The sequence below is a fragment of the bacterium genome, assembly GCA_020444065.1.
GTDB lineage: Bacteria > Sumerlaeota > Sumerlaeia > SLMS01 > JAHLLQ01 > JAHLLQ01.
Map to the genome: position 1 here is coordinate 15,243 of JAHLLQ010000006.1, position 20,233 is coordinate 35,475.

14 protein-coding genes and 1 tRNA gene are annotated in these 20,233 nt (G+C 58.4%); 8 read left to right on the forward strand and 7 right to left on the reverse strand.

Annotated features, from left to right (window positions below; translation table 11 throughout):
• Positions 1-105 precede the first annotated feature (105 nt).
• The 5 genes from argB (at position 106) to KQI84_14520 (ending at position 7,785) form a co-directional block, all read left to right on the forward strand.
• A complete protein-coding gene (argB, locus tag KQI84_14500) occupies positions 106-978 on the forward strand; it encodes an acetylglutamate kinase (GenBank protein ID MCB2156084.1) in 873 nt (290 codons plus the stop codon).
• Positions 979-988: 10 nt separating this feature from the next.
• Positions 989-3,016 (forward strand): chloride channel protein, encoded by a 2,028-nt coding sequence (locus KQI84_14505; protein ID MCB2156085.1) that lies wholly within the window; start codon positions 989-991, stop codon positions 3,014-3,016.
• A gap of 10 nt (positions 3,017-3,026) precedes the next feature.
• The gene (locus KQI84_14510; protein ID MCB2156086.1) at positions 3,027-4,475 is read left to right on the forward strand and encodes an NAD-binding protein; all 1,449 of its coding nucleotides are present in this window, start codon (positions 3,027-3,029) and stop codon (positions 4,473-4,475) included.
• A gap of 140 nt (positions 4,476-4,615) precedes the next feature.
• A complete protein-coding gene (locus KQI84_14515) occupies positions 4,616-6,895 on the forward strand; it encodes a DEAD/DEAH box helicase (protein MCB2156087.1) in 2,280 nt (759 codons plus the stop codon).
• 32 nt (positions 6,896-6,927) lie between these two features.
• Entirely contained in the window at positions 6,928-7,785 is an 858-nt protein-coding gene (locus tag KQI84_14520) for an alpha/beta hydrolase (protein ID MCB2156088.1), read from the forward strand.
• A 12-nt stretch (positions 7,786-7,797) separates the two neighbouring features.
• Here KQI84_14520 and KQI84_14525 read toward each other — a convergent pair whose 3' ends face one another.
• Positions 7,798-8,160 carry a hypothetical protein gene (locus KQI84_14525; protein MCB2156089.1) on the reverse strand — a complete coding sequence of 121 codons (363 nt, stop codon included), beginning with the start codon at positions 8,158-8,160 and terminating at the stop codon, positions 7,798-7,800.
• 308 nt (positions 8,161-8,468) lie between these two features.
• Here KQI84_14525 and KQI84_14530 point away from each other — a divergent pair, with 308 nt between their 5' ends.
• The 3 genes from KQI84_14530 (at position 8,469) to KQI84_14540 (ending at position 12,975) form a co-directional block, all read left to right on the forward strand.
• Complete coding sequence (locus tag KQI84_14530) at positions 8,469-10,463, forward strand: hypothetical protein (GenBank protein ID MCB2156090.1); 1,995 nt, start codon at positions 8,469-8,471, stop codon at positions 10,461-10,463.
• 150 nt (positions 10,464-10,613) lie between these two features.
• Positions 10,614-12,041: a right-handed parallel beta-helix repeat-containing protein gene (locus KQI84_14535; protein MCB2156091.1), complete on the forward strand. Its 1,428-nt coding sequence runs from the start codon at positions 10,614-10,616 to the stop codon at positions 12,039-12,041.
• Between the two features lie 217 nt (positions 12,042-12,258).
• Positions 12,259-12,975, forward strand: a complete 717-nt coding sequence (locus KQI84_14540) for a toll/interleukin-1 receptor domain-containing protein (protein MCB2156092.1) — start codon at positions 12,259-12,261, stop codon at positions 12,973-12,975.
• 536 nt (positions 12,976-13,511) lie between these two features.
• On the opposite strand, the gene KQI84_14545 is transcribed toward KQI84_14540, so the two are convergent.
• The 6 genes from KQI84_14545 to KQI84_14570 form a co-directional block, all read right to left on the reverse strand.
• Positions 13,512-14,141 (reverse strand): NUDIX hydrolase, encoded by a 630-nt coding sequence (locus tag KQI84_14545; protein ID MCB2156093.1) that lies wholly within the window; start codon positions 14,139-14,141, stop codon positions 13,512-13,514.
• Between the two features lie 183 nt (positions 14,142-14,324).
• Positions 14,325-14,891 carry a hypothetical protein gene (locus KQI84_14550; protein MCB2156094.1) on the reverse strand — a complete coding sequence of 189 codons (567 nt, stop codon included), beginning with the start codon at positions 14,889-14,891 and terminating at the stop codon, positions 14,325-14,327.
• Positions 14,892-15,131: 240 nt separating this feature from the next.
• A tRNA-Leu gene (locus KQI84_14555) sits at positions 15,132-15,218 on the reverse strand.
• Between the two features lie 204 nt (positions 15,219-15,422).
• The gene (locus KQI84_14560; protein MCB2156095.1) at positions 15,423-17,192 is read right to left on the reverse strand and encodes a hypothetical protein; all 1,770 of its coding nucleotides are present in this window, start codon (positions 17,190-17,192) and stop codon (positions 15,423-15,425) included.
• Positions 17,189-18,211: an NHL repeat-containing protein gene (locus KQI84_14565; protein MCB2156096.1), complete on the reverse strand. Its 1,023-nt coding sequence runs from the start codon at positions 18,209-18,211 to the stop codon at positions 17,189-17,191. The genes KQI84_14560 and KQI84_14565 overlap by 4 nt, the downstream gene beginning before the upstream one ends.
• A gap of 277 nt (positions 18,212-18,488) precedes the next feature.
• Entirely contained in the window at positions 18,489-20,222 is a 1,734-nt protein-coding gene (locus KQI84_14570; protein ID MCB2156097.1) for a hypothetical protein, read from the reverse strand.
• Positions 20,223-20,233: the final 11 nt, after the last annotated feature.

The window sequence follows — 20,233 nt, forward strand, 5'->3', positions numbered from 1 at the left end:
GCCCTGCACGCAAGGGGAATGCGGCTCGTCACTCGCCACTTGCTCCGCCCCGCCCCCTCCCGCACCATATTCGCGATTCTCGGACTCCCGCAGAAAGGCCCTGCAATGCGCAATCTGTCCATCGAAGAACTGACCGCCCGGGCGGAAATCCTGATCGAAGCCATGCCGTACATCAGCCAGTTCCGCGGCTCGATTGCCGTGATCAAGTACGGCGGTGCGGCCATGGTGGAGGAAGAACTGAAGAAAGCCGTGATCCAGGACATTGCCCTGATGCAGACCGTCGGGATTCACCCGGTCGTCGTCCACGGGGGCGGGAAGGAAATCACCGCGCTGCTCTCCCAGATGGGCGCGCAGACGCAGTTCATCGACGGCCAGCGCGTGACAGACGCCCAGGCGCTGGACGCCGCCGAAATGGTCCTGGCCGGGCGCATCTCGGGCGAGATCGTGGCCGGCCTGAACGCCGCGGGGGCGCGTGCCGTCGGCGTTTCGGGCAAGGACGGCGGGTTACTGCGGGCTCGCAAGCACCAGCCGGGCGGCACGGATCTGGGCTTCGTCGGCGAGGTCGAAGAAGTCCACCCCGAAGTCATCGAAGTCCTCTCCTCCAGCAATTTCATTCCGGTTGTGTCGCCGATCGGTGCGGACGCCGAAGGCCAGACTTACAACATCAACGCAGACACGGCGGCCTTGGAAATCGCGAAGGCGATCAAGGCGCGAAAGCTGATTTTCGTCAGCGACATTCCCGGCGTGATGCGCGATCCGAGCGATCCCAAGTCAGTCATCGGGACGATCCGCCGCGGCGAGGTGGAGTCCATGATCAGCGACGGAACGCTGTCCGGTGGGATGATTCCGAAGATTCGCGCGGCTTCCGGTGCGCTCGACATCTGTCGGAAAGTCCACATCCTCGATGGACGCCGCCCGCACGGATTGTTATTGGAGCTCTTTACGAACGAAGGAATCGGAACGCAAATCGTCCGCTGACAGGTAGACGATGCGAGAACGACTGCAAGCATATTGGATTCGCGTTGGTCGGTTCATTCGCTCCGACCAGGTGCTGATTCTCGTGATGGCAGCGGTCGTTGGTGTCCTCTCTGCATACGGTGCAATTCTCTTTCGCTGGCTGATTCACTGGAGCCAGTTCGCCTTCTTCCAGTCCAGCAACGTCGACCTCGCCTACCTCGAAACCCTGCCGTGGTATTGGAAGTTGCTCGCCCCAGCCTTAGGTGGCCTGCTCGTGGCGGCCGTGGTCGTCAAGTGGTCCCCCGAATCAAAAGGCAGCGGAATTCCCGAGGTCATCGAGTCCGTTGCCCTTCGCGGCGGCGCCGTACGCAAACGCGTTGCACCTCTGAAGGCCGTCGCCGCGGCAATCTGCATCGGCAGTGGTGGCTCGGCCGGCCGTGAAGGCCCCGTCGTGCACATTGGTGCTGCTGTGGGTTCCTGGATCGCCCAATCGCTGCGGGTCTCCGTGAAGCAGATGCGCACGCTCGTTGGCTGCGGCGTGGCGGGCGGTATTGCTGCCACGTTTAACACGCCATTCGCCGGCGCTCTGTTCGCCGTCGAGGTCGTCCTCGGCGACTTCGGCACGGCAAAGATCAGCCCGATCGTTATTGCCTCCGTCGTCGCCACCGTGATCAGCCGTCATTACATTGGCGACTTCCCACAGATCACGGTACCTCCCTTTCACGAAGACATCAATCTGATCACGATCATCCCCTATTTCATCGTTGGTATCGGCAGCGCTTTCGTCTCGGCCGGCTTCATCAAGTCACTCGGTTGGGGCTGGAAGTTGGCCGATCGGTGGAAGTTCAGCCCGTTCCTGCTGCCCGCAATCGGCGGTCTTCTCGTCGGAACAATCGGCATCTTCGTGCCGGACGTGTTTGGTGTCGGTTACGATACGATCAACGCCGTACTCGAAAACCAGATCGGTCTCGGGATGCTGATCCTCATTCTCTTGCTGAAGGTCTTCGCGACATCCGCAACTCTGACATCCGGCGGATCGGGCGGTGTGTTTGCTCCGTCCCTTGTGATCGGTGCGCTGCTGGGTGGGATTGTCGGCGTCATCACGATGCGGATCGCGCCCGGGTGGGTACAATCGCCACACGCATTGGCGCTCGTTGGGATGGGCGCTCTCGTTGCCGGCACAACGCGCGCACCGATCTCGGCCGTGCTCGTCATCTTCGAAATGTCCTACGAATACAGCGTCATTCTCCCGCTGATGGCCGCCTGCATTCCCAGCGTTCTCATCTCTGCCTGGCTGCATCGGGATTCGATCTACATCGCAAAGCTGACGCACAAGGGCGTGAGCCTGAAAGCCCGCGGCGATGTCAATCTGCTGAAGGGCCTCCAGGTCGGCGACGTGGTACAACCTCGAGTCGAATCGATCAATGCCGGCGCGCCGCTGACGGAAGTGCTCGAACGATTCATGGAAACGCGTTTCCCGATCATGTGGATGGTCGATGGCAACGGCAAACTCCTCGGCGTTTTGGAATCGAAGAACCTGGAGATCGCGATCCTCGAAAGGGAATCATTGTTGGAACTTATCGTCGCTCAGGATATTGCCGTGCCCGTCGAGGCGCCCATTCATCCAAAGGATGATCTAAGTTTCGCAATGAAGCTCTTCGCCGACGTGCCGTTCGAGGTCCTTCCAGTCGTCGACAAGGCGGATGGACATTTGCTCGGCGATCTACTGCGCAGCGATGTCATCGATGCCTACAATCGCGAGCTTGCGATGCGCGACTCGATGGCCACTACGGTCGATGCGATCAATGTGGCGGACCGGCTCGGCCATGTCGACATCGGTGACGGCTATGCCCTGATCGAGTACGAGGTACCCGTCCACCTAGTTGGCAAGACGCTGGTGGAAATCGACCTTCGCAAGAAGGCGGAGGCTCAATGCGTTCTGATCAAGCGCCACAAGCAGCGACTCGTTCCGCGCCCGGACACGGTCTTCCAGGCCGGCGATGCGCTTCTGCTGGCCGGCGACCCGCGCAAGATGAACGAACGACTCAGGAAGCTGTAGGAGCCTATTCTTGACGAGAGCCGCCGCCAAATCGCGCGTCTTGCGATCGAAGGTTCGCGCCTTCATCACGCATCCGATCACGGATAACGTGGTTGCCTTCCTGATTGTCGCGTCGGTCGCGCTGCTCTTTGCCGAGCTCTTCATCGCCGGCTACCAAATGGTCCACCTTGCGGGCGATATCATCACCGCGCTCTTCGTGATCGAACTCTCCATGCGGTTCTATTCCGCCTCGTCGAAGCGTTCCTTCTTCCGCCTGTACTGGCTCGACATCATCTCGGTGCTTCCACTTCTGCGGCCGTGGCGACTTCTTCGACTGTTCCGATTACTGAGGCTCTTCCGCGTCGGCCCGCTCTTGATGCGCAGCAATCGACGCATGGCCAGCGTTCTTCGCCAGGTTGTCGGCGAGCAGCTTCAGATCGTCATGCTCATTCTCGTTACTGTCGTCGGTGTCGCATTGGGTTTGCGTGGCGTCGAATCCGCCAATCCCGCCTTCGACAGCTTTGGCGAAACGCTTTGGTGGTCGATCTTCTCGATCATTGCCGGCGAACCGGGGGGAGAAATCCCGTCCACGTTCGCAGGCAAACTGCTGACCGTGATCATCATGGCGGCAGGGCTGACTGTTTTTGCACTCTTCACTGGTACGGTCTCCGCCGTGATGGCGGATCGATTCCGAACAGGCCTAAGGAGCAATCTGATGAACCTGGACGATCTGAAGGATCATGTGATCATCTGCGGATGGAATCGTTCCGCGCGCACTCTGCTGGAAGAACTCCGAAGCCCCCGCGGCGGCAAGGCGCGAAGCATTATTATCCTCGCAGAGCAGAAGCCCACTCTCAGCGAGGCTCACGAGAACGACCCCAGCATCTTCTTCATCGAAGGCGATTACACGCGCACGGACGTCCTCGAAAAGGCCGGCGTCGAGCGGGCCTCCCGCGCGATCCTCCTGGCGGACAAATCCATCGCCACGCGCTCCGACCAGGACCGCGATGCCCGGACGATTCTGGCTGCGATGATGATCGAGAAGGTTTCGCCCGGGATCTTCACATGCGCTGAGCTGCTCTCGCGCGACAACATTCAGCACCTTCTCCTGGCCGGAATTGAAGAAGTCGTCATCGCCGACGACTACAGCGGCACACTGCTGGCCGCCAGTTCCCGCATTCGCGGCGTGACAGAGATCGCCGACGAGATCTTCAGCAGCCAGTACGGGAATCAGTTCTACAAGCGCGAAATCCCCTCGGCCTGGATCGACAAGTCGTTCCTGGAGGTCCAGAAGCTCGTCAAAGAGCAATACGACGCCCTGGCCGTGGCGGTGGAGCGCGCGGGCGGTTCGGGCCTGGAGGCCAATCTGCCGGGCGAGACGACCCTGCGGCACCGCACGGTGACCAATCCCCCAGCGGACTTCCGGCTGCACACCGGCGATTGGCTGATCACGATCGCGACGGAGGAGCCGAAGTGGTGAGGCAATCCACCTCGCCTTCGCCGAAACTTCGCCCTTGAGCGTCTGCGCCCCCGGTGCTACATCCGGCTCCAGTTGCGTGCCGAAAGGATGTCCCCGTGAGCGTCGACGCCTCTGCCAGCCGATCCAATGACAAGCGCCCTATCGAGGCACTGATCGAGGAGTTTCTCCACCACCCCTCCGTCCGGCGGAATATTGCCCACGTGGAGCGCGTGCCCGCTCGCCCGGCGCGCACGGCGCCGTGGCCCGAGGCCGTCTCGCAGCCACTGCGCGATGCCTTGCTCGCCCGCGGGATCGCCCAGCCCTACACGCACCAGGCGCAGGTGATTGAGAACGCCATGGCAGGAAAGAACTCTGTCGTTGTCACGCCGACCGCGTCCGGCAAGACGGTCTGCTACAACGTGCCCGTCCTGCAGAGCATCCTCGACGACACGAACGCCCGCGCCCTCTACTTCTACCCCACCAAGGCTCTCAGTCACGACCAGTACCGAGAGCTCTACGAACTCTCGCAGGCCTGCGGGAAAGATATTCGCGTCTACACGTATGACGGCGACACGCCGCCGGCCACTCGACGATCGCTGCGCAACGCCGGGCACATCGTGATGACGAATCCGGACATGCTGCACAGCGGCATTCTCCCCCACCACACGAATTGGATTCAGCTATTCGAAAACCTGCGCTACGTCGTCATCGACGAGTTGCACCAGTACCGGGGCGTCTTCGGCAGCCACCTGGCCAACGTGATGCGCCGCCTGAATCGCATCTGTGATTTCTACGGCTCGAAGCCGACCTTCATCTGCTCCTCAGCAACGATTGCCAACCCAGCGGAACTGGCGACGCAACTCACGCAGAAGGACTTCGCGCTGGTCGACGATTCCGGCGCGCCGACTGGCGAACGCGTCTTTGTTTTCTACAACCCGCCGGTCGTGAACAAGGAACTCAACATCCGCAAGTCCGTTCGGACAGAGGCCAGTCGCCTCGCTTCGCGCTTCATTGCGCGCGGGCACCAGACGATTGTCTTCGGATCGTCGCGCAACATGGTGGAGGTCATCACGACCTACCTGAAGCGCACGATGTCTCGCATGCACCGCGATCCCGACAGAATCGCCGGCTATCGTTCGGGCTACTTGCCCCTCGAACGACGCCGCATCGAGCAGGGCTTGAAGAACGGTCACTTGCTCGGTGTTGTGTCGACGAACGCTCTTGAATTGGGGATCGACATCGGTGGGCTTGACGTCTCAATCATGGCCGGCTATCCGGGAACGATCGCCAGCGCCTGGCAACAAGCCGGCCGCGCCGGTCGAAAGGCCAGCACAGCCCTCTCCATCTACGTCGGCGGCAATTCCCCGATCGACCAGTTCCTGATGACGCATCCGGAGTTCTTCTTCGGGCGCTCGCCGGAGCAGGGCATCATCAATCCGGACAACCTGACGATCCTCGCGTCGCACTTGAAATGCGGTTCGTTCGAGCTCCCGTTCGAGCGCACCGAAGCCTTCGGCGGTACGGATCCAAAGCCGATCCTGCAGTACTTGGAAGATCAGCACGTGCTGCGCCACAGCGGAAACCGCTGGCACTACTCGGAGGACGCGTACCCGGCCGAAAACGTCAGCCTGCGGACAGGCGCGAACCAGAACTTCATTATTCTTGATACGGGCAACAACAACGAGGTTCTCGGCGAGGTCGACTACAACGCCGCGCCATTTCTGATTCACGATCACGCGATCTACATTCACAATGCCGTGACGTACTACGTCGAGAAGTTGGAATGGGATCGCCGCACCTGCTATGTGCGCCAGCGCCGCGTCGATTATTACACCGACGCCGAGGCGAGTTCGAACATCCAAGTGCTTTCCGTTGATGAAGAACTCATGGTCTCTGAATCAAATAAGGTGCTCGAGGCAAAGCGCTTTGGCGACATCAGCGTCGCGACCGTGATCGCGCGTTTCAAGAAGGTGAAGTTCGAGACACACGAATCGATCGGTTATGGCCCAGTCAGCGTTCCACAACTCGAGATCCAAACCGAAGCAATGTGGTTCACATTCCGTCCGACGCTGCGTGCAGAACTGAAGAAGCGCGGCCACGATATCGCCGCCGGGCTCAAGGGCCTGGCACATCTGCTGCGCAACACCGTCCCCATCTACGTGATGTGCGATCCGCGCGACATCGGTGTGACCGCAATGGTGCGAGCCCCGTACGATCAATTGCCGACGATCTACATCTGGGATCGATTCGCAGGCGGGATCGGCCTGGCGCGCAGACTCTTCACAATGGAAACGAAAGTGCTGAAGGCCGCCCGCGAGATGCTGAACGGCTGCACCTGCCAGGGCGGCTGCCCATCGTGCGTCGGTCCAATTCTCGAAGCAGGCGAAGGCGCACGCGAAGTGGCAGGCGTATTGCTCGAAGAATTGCTTTCGGAACGCTGAAGTCTCGCTCAACACCACACAAGGATTCACAAATGCGCAGTGAGAAATTCTCCGTCCCCATTTCCGGTGAAGGCTCCGTGCTGGTTCGTGCCGCGGTCGCCGAAGGAACGCCGCTGTTTCTGATGCATGGCGGCCCGGGAGGGACGGACTATCTGTTCCCATACTTCGCCGTGCGGGCTGCCGAAGCGGGATACCGCGCCATCGGTATCTGCCAGCGCGGCACTCCGGGCTCGCCGAGCGATGGCCCCTTCACGGCCGATGCCAATATCGAAGACATGGAGGCCGTGCGCCAGTATCTCGGAGCAGAGCGAATCGGCGTGCTCGGACATTCCTGGGGTGGTGTGCTCTCCACCTTCTATTCCTCGCGCCACCCGGAACGCGTGGAACGCCTCACACTCATCTGCCCGATCGGTCCGCGAAAAGGCTGGCTCGTAGGATTCCGCAAACGCGTCGAACAACGCCTCTCCGCCGCGGAAAGCGCTCGCGTGCGCCAGTTGAAGGAGCAGGCGGATGCGGCCCCGACACCCGAAGAACGCGGACGCCTGATGGCCGAGCGTTCCAATATCATGGTGCACACCTACTACGCGCCACTTCACCGCGAAGGGAAACCCGGGCTCGCGAATCTGACATGGGAAGTCTATGAATCGGTGATGGCGTCGGTCGAAGATTGGTACAACAACACCGATTGGGAACTCGGATTGGATGGACTCGACTGCCCGATCACAATCATCCACGGCGAACAGGATGTGGTCCCGCCATCCGTGCCACGCGACTACGCGAACCTGTTCCCCACCGCACATTTCATCGCTATGAAGACTGCGGGGCATTTCCCCTGGCTGGAAGAACCGGAGGAGTTCAACGCGCACCTTGAGGTCGCATTGGCGGACTGAAGCGGAGGCGCGTCACTCCCAAGACCACGAAGTCAACTCGCACGTGCCGTCCAGCTTCTTCCAGACGATCGCAGACGCAGTCCTCTCCTTGCCGGAATCCTCCACTCGCAGAGTCAGCCGATAGTTGACCCCGGCCACAACTTGCATCTGGGCCGCCAGAACTTCCTGGAATTCCAACGCCTCTCCCGATTCCTCTGCGCGAAGAGAAACCGCCTTCGTGGCAACCTCTTCCACTTCAGCGTTAATGACATCAGCCTTCGACCACGCACCCACCATCTGAGTGGCAGGCTCCTCTGTCGCTGACCTCTCTGTGCGACATCCGCCCAGAAGCGCAACTGCGCCAACCAATAGCACAATTCCCACAAATCGATTCATCTCGCTGATCCTCCAAGGCCCAGAATCGCCGCAGACTATCCAGGTCAATTCCCCACGCCCGTGCCCGTGGAATCAACGGCATTCATCGCGCAAATGGGCGGGACCTTGATTTTGATCTCACTCAGCGACATTGCAGTGCGGGAATATTCGGGACGGAGAGGTGAACTGCTGGCAACCGACGTTCGAGTTGACCCGCCCATCTCTTTGATTTTAGCTGTATATGCGCTCACCAGTATCCACTGTTTTCTCACGGGGAGGATCTCAGTCTACTCTGTATGAGTGAGCATTACCAACGGAGGAAGGGAACCATGAAGCACATTCTGTGCGCTATTCTTGGAAGTGTTCTGCTGTGTCTGCTGGTCTCGCCGAGCTACGCCGATGTCGGCGATGCCGTCGACAACACCGATCTCGTTTGGGGAGACAGCGTCGCCTCGATCTCGCCCTGGTTTTCCCAAACCGCCTACACGCACGATGGCGTGGATGCCGCTCGCAGTGGCGCAGTCGGCAACGTCCAGCAATCCGATCTCACGACTGTGGTACAAGGTCCCGGAACCTTGAGTTTCTGGTGGAAGGTTTCTTCCCAGAACGATTCGGGAGCCGGCCGGTACGATATTCTGTACTTCTGGTACGACAATTCCGTCGGCATGACAATGATCTTCGGCGATGTGGACTGGGAACAGAAGGTCATCGAGATCCCTGAAGGGACGCACACGCTGAACTGGAGCTACGCCAAAGACATCGGCGGCTCCGCAGGTCTCGATGCCGCATTTCTCGATCAGGTCACCTGGTCGACCGGAGGATCGGACACCACGCCTCCGGAGAACGTCTCCGGCTTCAACGCGCAACCCGGCGATGGCCAAGTGACTCTTCTCTGGACCAATCCCGTAGACGATTTTGCCGGCACAAGAATTCAGCGCCGCACGGATGATTTCCCAGCAGACGAGAATGATGGTGACAATATCTACGACGGCACGGGGACGCAGTACGTCGATTCGGGCCTTGTGAATGGCACGACCTTCTACTACACGGCATTCAGTTACGACGGCGTGCCGAACTATGCGGGTGGCGTTCAGGCCAGCGCTTCTCCACGAGTTCCGCCGACTCCGGTCCCAGGAGATGTCGTGACTTCCATCTGGAGCAAAGTGTTCGATGGAGGAGGCGGCGACGATCACGGACGAAGTCTAGCCATCGACAGCCAGGGCAACCTCATCGTCGGTGGGCAATTGAAACAGGAGTTCTCTGCATCTGGCATTGATGCTTATGCCGCCAAATACGACCCGACGGGTGAGAATGTCCTTTGGTCGAATACCTACACGACCGGCGTCAATTCTGACCAGGAATTGTACCGCGGAGTTTGCGTGGACAGTCATGACAACATGATCCTGGTCGGCCAGAAAGCGGCTTCTGAAGCAGCCCTCCTGATTAGGAAGTTTTCAGCCGATGGCCAGACCTTGCTTTGGGAGCACGACTACGCAGTCGGGGCCTGGAATTATGGGCGAGGCGTGGCTGTTGATGGAAGCGACAACATCTATGTCTGCGGATACGAGTTCGGCGGTTGGGATGATCGGAGGGGACAATGGGTCATTCTGAAATACGATCCGGATGGAAATCTCGCTACGGGATTCCCGATGCACTACAACTACTCGACGGAATTCGATTACAAGGACATCGCGCTCGACATCGCAGTCGATACGGCAGGCAACATGACAGTCGTCGGCTATCGCGGCAATGTGCCGGCCGAAAATCTTGACTGGCACGTCCGGAAGTACAGCGCCGCCGGGACCCTGATGTGGGAAAGCACGTATGCTCCGAATCCAAACACGGGAGACGATATCGCGTGGGCGGTGGTTCTTGACGAGGCGGGCGACGCCTATGTTTCCGGCTATACCCATAACGGGAACGATCTGGACATACTGGTCATGAAATACGCGTCCGGAGATGGAAAATCCCCTGGCCGCGAAGCCTCTCCACTCTGGACCAAGACGATTGCCCATCCAGCCGCTAAGACCGACCAGTCCCTCACTCTCGCGCTGGTAAGCGAAGAGACTCTGCTGGTCGGAGGGTACATCACAGATGAGAACGACGTGGCGCAGTCGGCGCTTTACCGCTTTGATACCGTCGAAGGCATTCTGCTTGGCGAACAGGTCATGGACCTGACGGTTCCCAATCTCATTCGTTGGCTTGACTACCGCGATGGGATCCTCGGGACGGCAGGATCTTTCGGCAACGGAACAGACTACGACATTCTGATTTCAACCTCTACTCTCAGAGAGCCTCCCGTGAGCGGATGGATGATGAAGTAGCACTACCCGAAAACCAAAGACGTTCGCTGGCGGCCTCAACAGGGGCCGCCAGCTTCATGAGGAGTATCCATTGCGCGCATGGGACGAGGTTGCGACGATATTGACGCATTCGGGAAGATGCGCCGCCGGCGCGCGAAGGAGAGAAACAGGATGTCTGCAGCCTCGCCAACGATAGTGCGCAGTCTCCTCGCGCTTCCCGCGTTTGTGATCTTTGTTGCCAGCGCGTACGCCCAAGCCGAAAGCATCGCGGATGTCCACGATTACGATGCAATCGTTTATGTCGATCCATCTGCGCCAGATCCAGGCAATGGAAGTTCGCCGGAGAAACCGTTGCATTCCTGGATAGATGTGCGATTCCAACCCGCAACAGCTTATCTGCAAAAGCGCGGCACACGGGATCGACTCGAAGCATCAATCACCGTCAATGGAACGAACATCCTCCTCGGTGCGTACGGCGATGAAACCGCTCCTCGTCCCGAGATTCACGCGAATGTCCCCGGTGCGCATGCCTTTGATTTCCGAGGCGCTGGATCCACTATCCGCGATTTGCGAATTACCTCGTCCGAGGCCACCAGCCTGATCAGATTCGCTTCCTGGAACCACGCAGAAGACGGAACGGTCTACAATTGTGAGTTGCTTGGCCAGGGCACCGATGAAAGCCCCACCTGGGCCGTACGAGTCTTCGCGAATGGCGCGCGGATTCTGAGCACGAGGATCCAATATACAAAGGACGATGGGATATTCGTCCAGAACGCCGCCAATGTGGAGATCGCCAACTGTCACATTTCTGCGGTCAATCAAGCGTGGCTACAGGAAGGAGTGAGCCCCAGGAATGGGAAGCCTTGGACCGAGGAAATCAACTCGCCGGGCGATGGGATTCAACTGGATGGCGCCATCGATGGCTTCCACATACACCACAACACTATCGATCGGACCGACACGCAAAACAAGTTCTGTATCATCGCCAACGCTCGCACTCCGGGTGTCACTGGTGTGATCGAGAACAATCACATCTTGTTTCATGATGGTGTGGCTGGCATCTATGCCGCGCAGTTTTCTGCGGAACCAATGGACTTTCGCATTCTGATTCGGAGCAATCTCTTTGAATCGAGCGGAGGCGGTGCCGCTGTCTATGCGCATGCTGCGCGGACCGTGTTCTCCACAAATATCTTCGAGAACCCGGATGCCGGGATCTTGCTCGTGACTCCGGCGGCGACCTCCGAAATTCACCACAACACATTTCACGGAATCTCAAACGTCGCCATTCGCGGCGATCAGACGACCATGAACATCTCCAACAACATCTTCGATCTGGCAGACGGGGCGAAATCCGTCAGCACCATGCGTGGAGATACTCGGATGACGCACAACCTCTTCACAGAGGCTGAAAGCGCGCTGGGCAGTCATCCCATCATCGGCGAGCCACGCTTCACCAATCCCACAGACCACAACTACACGCCCGGCGCCGGCTCCCCGGCCATCGAGGCTGGAATACCCATCGAAGGCCTGACCAAAGATGCCCGAGGCCAAGCCTATATCGGCGAGCCCGATGTTGGTGCGTTCGAATCTGCGAATTAGGGAAACCTGGTGCCAGGGGGGGACTTGAACCCTCACGCCCTTACGGACTGCGGATGTTAAGCCCGCTGCGCCTGGGACGAACAAGCTGAACGGAGTCAGTCTTCCGTGGAGGGGGCTGGGTCTAACCCATTCAGTCCCACAGGTTGCGTTTTTCTCTTTCTTTCGGCCTGCCGAAGAGACACAATGCGGCTCAGGAAAAATAAGAGGAGGATTTCGAATGGCTCGATGCACAGCACCAGTTTACGGCCACAGAACAGAAAGCGGGAGGGCGAACTGCCCTGTTTGTGGTCGCCAAGGCCGCGGTTACGGTTACAGACCGACTTACTCCCCTTCCTATGCTTCTCCATTGGCTGGAAGCAACTCGTCCGGTAGCGGAAGAGTGCAGGGCAGCGGCAAGCGCACAACGAGAGCGACGTGGTCCAGACCGGGTTCTCCCGTTCTCTATACGCCCACCCAGTTGCAGGATCTCACTCCGATCCGCGAACGTATCGAGGTCGTCGCGAAGGAGAAGCCTGAGCTCTGTGATGCGTTTCTCTGCCACGCCTGGGCCGACAGGCAAGGAGTGGCCAAGGATCTGCACGATTTACTCAATGCGCGTGGGGTTCGAGTCTGGTTTAGTGAGAATGACATTCCTCTCGGCGTTCCGTTTCTCCGCAGCATAGACAAGGGCTTGGCGAAGTCGCGCGTGGGACTAGTGCTCGTAACCCCGGCGCTGCTGCAGCGACTTGCGGAAGAGAGCGTTGCTGACAAGGAGCTTTCGGTATTACTCCAGCGTCAGCAACTAGTTCCAATCGTTCATGGGACAACTTACGATGCTCTCCGCGATGTCAGTCCTCTGCTCGCCTCGCGAAACGGGGTAAGTACAGCGGAAGAAGATACACTGGAGAAGGTCGCAGAGAAGCTCGCAGATTTCCTCATCGTACGGCCCTGCTGAAATGACAGGATCATGAAAACACAGGGATCTAGGATGCCGTGTGAGCACTAGTGTTCCGAGTTTTGGGACACGCCATCAAGCGCGTACTCTTCCACACTGCGGCGAACACTGGTGCGATCGTCGCGGCTCGGACGGATGGGATGTGGTTGTTGACTGTGACCCACGAGAGCGAACTGATCGCGTGGCCCAGCGCTTGTTCGATCGGCGTCACGCTGATTCCCAATTCAAGAGCTCGGGCAGTACAAGCCAGAGGCCGCCGGGTCGTCGGGGAAGCGAGCAATTCAATCAGGATGATGTGAGCAGAACGGCTCCGCTGGGGCGTCAGAACGGAGAGAGCGAGGAAAAGGGGTTTCACGTCCTATGTTCGGGTATGGGTCTGATGCTGAGAGTCTCGAGTTCAACTGCTGCTCGCTAACTCGGGATGATTGCGGACTTCGATTTCATCATTGAGTCTAAAACCGCGATCGATCTGTTCCGCGGACTGGATCTGATAGTTGCGCCATGCACAGAATCTTGCAGGGGACAGCTTCGGGTCTTCAGTCCACATCCGCCTTAAGCTGTCCCTCCTTGACCATTTGAGCCATCCGCTTGATCTGTTCCGCGGTAACCCGGGATACGGAAAGCTCTGGCAGATCTTCCGGATCGAAGAATCGGACCTCAGAAGTCTCTGTGGATGCCGCGGCCTCGCCGCCGGTAATCTCGCAGAGGAAGAACATCTTGTAACAGTGCCTCGGCTCGGGTGGACGATGATCATGACGACGCCGATCGAAGACAGCCAGCAGCCGTTCTACCCGCGTTTCAAAGCCGGATTCCTCGCGGATTTCCCGCACTATGTTTTCAGCAGGAGTAAGACAAACGTCAGCCCACCCTCCCGGCAAAGTCCATCGGCCGTAGTCCGCTATCTCGCGCACCAGAAGCACTCTTCCTTCGCGCAATACTACACCCCGAACTTCGACTTTTGGAGTAACGTATCCTGTCTCATTGACGAAGAGATCAGGAATTTCGCCGCGCGGAATTCCAGATCCTTCAGCCATCATCTCCATGGCGAGTTGTTCCACCTGTTCATATCGATCGATCTCATAGTGATTATCGGCATAGTGAAGTCCCGTTCGCGCGATCGCCTGCAACTTCATGGCGATGTCCAGCCATTTAGGATATTCTTCCATCATTCTCCAGACCACCTGGGAATTCGTTCAGAAGCCAAAGGGCATCTTCCATCGACTGGCCTTCACGGGCAAGGGATAGCTAAGGAAGAAGGTCGCTGATTCTTTGCGCGACTAGACAGATCGGCGGAATCGTTCTCATCCCCTTACCAGAGTGGTATGCACAGGCCACCGCAAATCAAACTCTCATTTGGGAGCAGAAGGTGGCCTCTCGGACGCCAGTTGGGCAAAATCCTTCCTCTGTTCCTCGTGAGGCTTGTGAAGCCCTCTATGCATCAAGGTCACAAGAGAGAACACCATCAGTGGCAATACGGCAGTGGCGAGTAAGCACTTCCATGGATCGGCACCGCACCAGACTGGCCAATAGGCCACGAGTCCAAGAACCGCCATCGATATGATAAGAGCAACGAGAAGATTGACTCCCATTCCGTAGGTCAGAAGAAATCCTCCGCTGTATCTTGTCTTATTAAGTCTGTTGTAACATCCTCTTCCGTTCTCGATCTTATCCGCAGCCAACTGGCATGCGTTCATCAACATGCGACTACGGTGTTCAAAAGCCCAGAAGACGATCGAGATGACGATTACGGCTGCAAAGAGACCTGTTCTGATGGGCGCTGCGTCATACCTTGAGTAGGCTAGGGCCACGCCTGCAAGGGCCGTTAGATAGCCCGCAAAGGATTTGTCTCGCCAAGACCCAAAATAGCGCCAAGTCTTGCCTGTCTCTTGGTAGAGTTCGGAATCTTCAATCGCCATGTCGAGATCCTTCAAATCGCGCTGTCGCGAGAGTTACCTGCGAGCTCGGATCAATTGGTTGTCATTGTCCCTGAAATGCGTGAATGCCCGCAATGGAAATGGCGAATATAATAGGTGATTGAAGAGTCCGTTTGGAAGACTGAATCATGTACAAATGTTTCGATTGATCTTCGGGAATCGATGAGGTGTCAGGAGTATGAGAAGCGAATTCACCAACTGCTGCTCTGAAGAAGTGTGGTCTGGTGCCCGGGGGGGGACTTGAACCCCCACGCCCTTACGGACTGCGGATTTTAAGTCCGCTGCGTCTGCCGATTCCGCCACCCGGGCACGGCCTCAGACAAACCGAACTGACATGTTGAGCCAAGCCTTTTCAAGCACTCGCGGCCGCTTTCTCTTGCTGAGGCTCCATCGTCCGCACGTCCTGTCCTGGTTCCAGGCTTTGGTCCTCTGCTCAGCGTGAGTTGCTTCCAAAGCACTGGCCCCTCCGTGCAGGAGGGGCCAGAGATTCGGGAGGTCGTCCAACAGCGTTCCTCAGTTGCGTGTGCCGTGGAAGTGGCAGTCGAAGCAATTGTCCTTCTTGTCGCCCATGCTGCCTGTGTGGCACGTATTACACCACTCGTAGCCATTAATGTCTGGATTCTTCACGCTATTGTCGGTCATTTCGTAGGCACTGCCACTGTCGCTCGGGATGGCCGTCGTTCCGTCCTGCGACATGATGGTGTCCTTTGCCTGGAAGAGGTTCTGATTCGATGTTCCGGGGTGAGCGGTGTGGCAGGCAAGACAAGGCAGAGTCTGGTCTGCCGCCCATCCGTAGCCTGACTTCAGACTGGCGTTGCCGCCTGCCGTTCCGTGACTGTCCACCTGGTGGGATGCCAGGATGTCGACAAGAGCCGTCGTGGGCGGAGTGATTCCCGGTCCGTAGCTGCCATCGTGGCAATCGAGGCACCAGTCAGTCATCAAGTCGGATCCCGTCACGTAGACGTCCCCAGGGATCTGCCCATCGTTGGGATCGGGATCACTTCGGAATGGCTGAGTCGAATCGTCGGCGTGCGGGTTGTGACAATCCACACATTCGATCTTCGCCCCGCTCTGTGACTGAGCATCCCACTCCACATCGTGCCGGTCATTGAGATTGAGATTGGAGTTCGGTCCCGCGACATCCGCGACCCAACGAATCGGAAGGCCAAACTGACTGGCGATATCGGTCGAAGCCGGCCCGTCTGGATCGTGGCAAGTAAAGCAGAATCCTTCTTCTTCTTCAGCATTCGCCGGGGCAGTGGGCGGCACGTTGAACGGCGCAAGCAGTTTGCGCTTCATCGAACCGTGCCCACCATCGTGGCAATCCATGCACTCCAGCAAGGCAACGCTGTGAGAGGCCGTAAGCCAGAGGGATTCAGAGATGACTGGAGGCATCAGGGCGCTCGAGAATGGAGCACCGCCTTGCTCCGTCGATCCATCGTCATCATGACAGGATGTGCAGAAGGTTGACAGGTTCGGGTCAGTCAGAGTGTAGACGATTGCCGCGTTATCTGCGTTCATCAATCGAACGGTGCCCTGCTGGTGGAACGTCATGTCATGGCAGACGACACAACCCGCATCCGTCACTCCGGTCGAGACGTGATGACTGGCATAGCCGAATTCATCCACAATTGCCCGACGGCCGCCTGGCGGGACGTTGTCTCCATTGTCCTGCGCCACTGCGTGGCAGCCGGTGCAGGTCCCCCCGGCCGGCGCGAAGCCGTCTCCGTGGGGATGGCATGTTGTGCAGGTACGCCCTGTCTCATGAGAGTGATCGCCAGAGGAGTTGTTGCGATGATAAGTGGTCGATGTGTGGCAAACCTCGCACGCGCCATCGTAGGTCCCGTTTCCATCTTCATCGTTGTCCGCGAAGGAATGCAGCGTCGGACCACCAAGATCCGTCCCGCGGCTCTCGAACACCGTATCCATCGAGCCGCTGTTCGGCGTTATGATCGTTGGCAGAACCATCATAAGGTTGGTTCCAGCCAGCCAATTGGTCAGGTTGTTGTGGGGATCGTGGCACTCGAGGCACGTGAAGTCACCTCCCGTGTCCGTCCGGTGAAGATCAACTGTGGTGGCAATGCCTGCGGGCCCGTGGCAACTCAGGCAGACCGTCTCGGCGGTAATGTCCTTTAGGAGCGCAGGGCCAACTGCCCCGTGGATACTGTGGCAATTGCTGCAACTCGTGTGATTTGCGTTGAGCGCTTCGGCCGACCGTGCGGAGAGCAGGATCATGAGGAGGGCTGCTGCGAAGAACGAAGTCGAGAAACTCATCCGAATCATTGCGCGGCACCTCCCTGCTCAAAGACTTCTATCCGCGCCGATCCATTGTTCGTGACCAGAATCCGGCCGTCATCGGGATAGACTACAAGATCGAGAGGGAGTCGCAACTGCCCTGGGTCCAAACCGAATTCACCAATTGTAGTCAATGTTTGACCGTTCGCCCGGTCGAAGACGAAGACCTCGCCTGACAGACTGTCGGTCATCAGAATGTGCCCCTCTCCGTCCACCGCCAAACCCTGTGGTCGCGAAAATCGGGAGCCCATCATGCCTGCCTTTCCCGAAATCTGTCCCATCCGAGTGCCGTCCCACTGGAAGATCTGGATGCGTGGTGGGCCCCACCAACTGCCATCGCCGAAGTCACTGACAAGAACTTCGCCTCGCTCCGAATCGATCGCAATTCCGGTCGGTTCGGCCAGTGTGGATTCATTCGGAGGATTGGCGGGAATGGAGAAGGCAAACGTCCCGTCGAGATCGTAGACCTTCACACACTTATCGATCCCATCAACGACGTAGAGCCTCTCCCCCACGGGATCGATTGCCATGTCCGTCGGTTTACGGGCACGTTCATCACCTTTGCCAATCGTGCCCTTCAGTTTTCCGCCGGGAGTATAAATCTGAACTGCCCCCAGGGTTTCGTTTCCGACGAATATCCGATCGTTGGCGTAGGCCACGCCGAGGGGCTTGCCGTTCACATCTAACGAGCGTAAGACCTTCAGCGAATCCCGGTGCAGCACACGGACCTTCCTGGCCTGGTAGTCCGAAACAAGGAGATGACCGTCCGGGCCGATCGCGATGCGAACGGGGCTGATGAGTTCCTTCTTCTCCACGTTGCCGTTGGGCTTCTTCGTATTCTGCGATCCTTTGGCATCCGACTGCTGGCTTGTCCCACTGCCGGTCGACTGATCCCCGGAAGCGCCCGGTGGATCACCTGAGACAGACGACGGGAGCGCACTGCCCAGCAGCAGGAGAAGTCCCAGCAACACGCCCATCCGAAGAATGGAGCATTCCTGTCCAGCCATGCATATCCCCCTTTCGCACTGCGAGAGACGAGAAGAAGGCTCTGATCGGGATGCGGTAGGAAATGACGTGTTTTCTTGGGCCGATTGACAGCCCAATAGAAGCACTCCTCTCCTCCCTGGTCGTGCGAGAACCCTCCACCTCTAATTCTAATATGCACGCTAATTCATAAAGCAGAGGACTTCAAGGAAAAGGAACACACAAGCTAGGATCGCAGGTACAATCCAAAGCAGACCCGTCAGCGCGTGATGAAAATGGAGAGTACGAAATGAAGGTGCCCTATGGCTCTTGAACGTCTCGCATTCCTCTGCTCATCCGGCGCACATACCCAATCCACGCAAGAACAACCACGAGAGATAAGAGACTCAAAATCCCCGCAACACGCCGCACGGGCGTCGACTCGAATCGCAGTTCCAGTTCATACAACCCCGCCGGTTGTTGCCAGCCGATGACACCGAATTCTGTGGTGGGCTCTGTCGGAATCTCCTTCCCATCCAATCGGACGTGCCAGCCGGGAAACCAGAAGGTGTCGGTGAAGACGATGCCCGGCTCGTCGGAATCGATCAGGTAGAGGCGCCGGACGCCGCTGTGTTCGATCAGCGTTCCTGAACCGCTCTTCTCCTTCCATGTGAGTCCGCGGATCGACGTGAAGTGTGGGCGCTCGAGCACAGCAACTGGCAAGTAATCGCCTTCGTCGGTGGTGCTCATGCTGCGACGCTCGATTTCGACCCCATATTCGGGGGCCGTAAGCCAGTAGTGGACTGGCGTCAGGAAGGGGGCAGTAAGCGCGGGAGGCACCCCGAGGAGGAAAAGGAACGCGATGCGATTCCGTTGTTGTGTGAGGGGGAATTTCGCTACAAGTCGATCGCCCAGCCATCCGCCGAGCGCTGCCGCAAAGAAGCTGGCTGGAATCAGCAGTCGCCAAGGAAACTGCAGGAAGTTCGAAGCAGGAATGATCCGCCACAGCGGCGCGGCAAACTGAAGCATTGCTCCCACACAGAAGATGAATAGCGCCAGGATGCTCCAGGGGAAAGCACTTCGCTGGCGCTTCAGAATCAGGAGCAGCGCTCCCCCGCCGACTGCAGCCCAGAGCGCCCATCCGAGAGCAAAGGTCATCGTGTCGTCCGGGCCGGGGATGCTGATTCCCTGTCCCCACAGCGGGGTGAAGAGCTGGCGCAAATAGAGTAGATGCTCGGTCAGTTGGATGCCGAGGAGAGATTGTGACTGCACATACTTGAGCTCAAGGAGGGCCGGCAAAATGAAGAACGCGGAGAGCCCCAGCGCAAGAGCTGCGACACACGCCAAGCGCAAGAGACGGTGGATGGCCTCGGGAGTGCTCCTTCCTTCGACGATTAGAAAGATACTCCATGTGCCGATGGCAAACGCCAACATATACGCGGTCAGGACGTGGCAGAGCGCGACAGCCGCCAGAGCGATTGCTCCCACGACAATGCCGACCGATCGCCACGAACGGCGTGCGGCGATCTCGACTCCGAAGAAAGCCCACGGCCACAAATTGAGCGCTGTGAACTCCTGCAGGTTGCCGCGAACATACAACGTAATCGCATGATAGTGTGCGGCGGCAAAGAGGATCGCTCCGACCATCGCGCCGGCACGACTTAGTCGTGTGCGCAGGAAGAAGTACATGCCGGCGATTCCCAGAAACCGCGCCAGCACAAGTTCAAGCTTCCACGAGGCCGTGATCGGGAATCCGAGCGTGTGAAAGAACTCGGCAGGGAAGAACGAAAGAGGGGGAAAGAAATTGAATAACGGATAACCGAATCCGGCGTGCAGATTGCCCGCCCAGCGCGGCGGAATCTGCCCTTCCCACAGTGCTTCGCTGAACTCCGAAAGGCGCACGAGCGCATGCGCCATCTCGTGACTTGCAAACCATTCGCCGCCAAGAAAGAGCGGCAGGATCGTCAGGGTGGAGAGAAGAGCGAATACCGCCAGCGCCCACGCGTCGCATGGCTTCCAATCGAGAACGGGAGGAACATCAGTGTCGTTGTTCACACTGGGGTCGA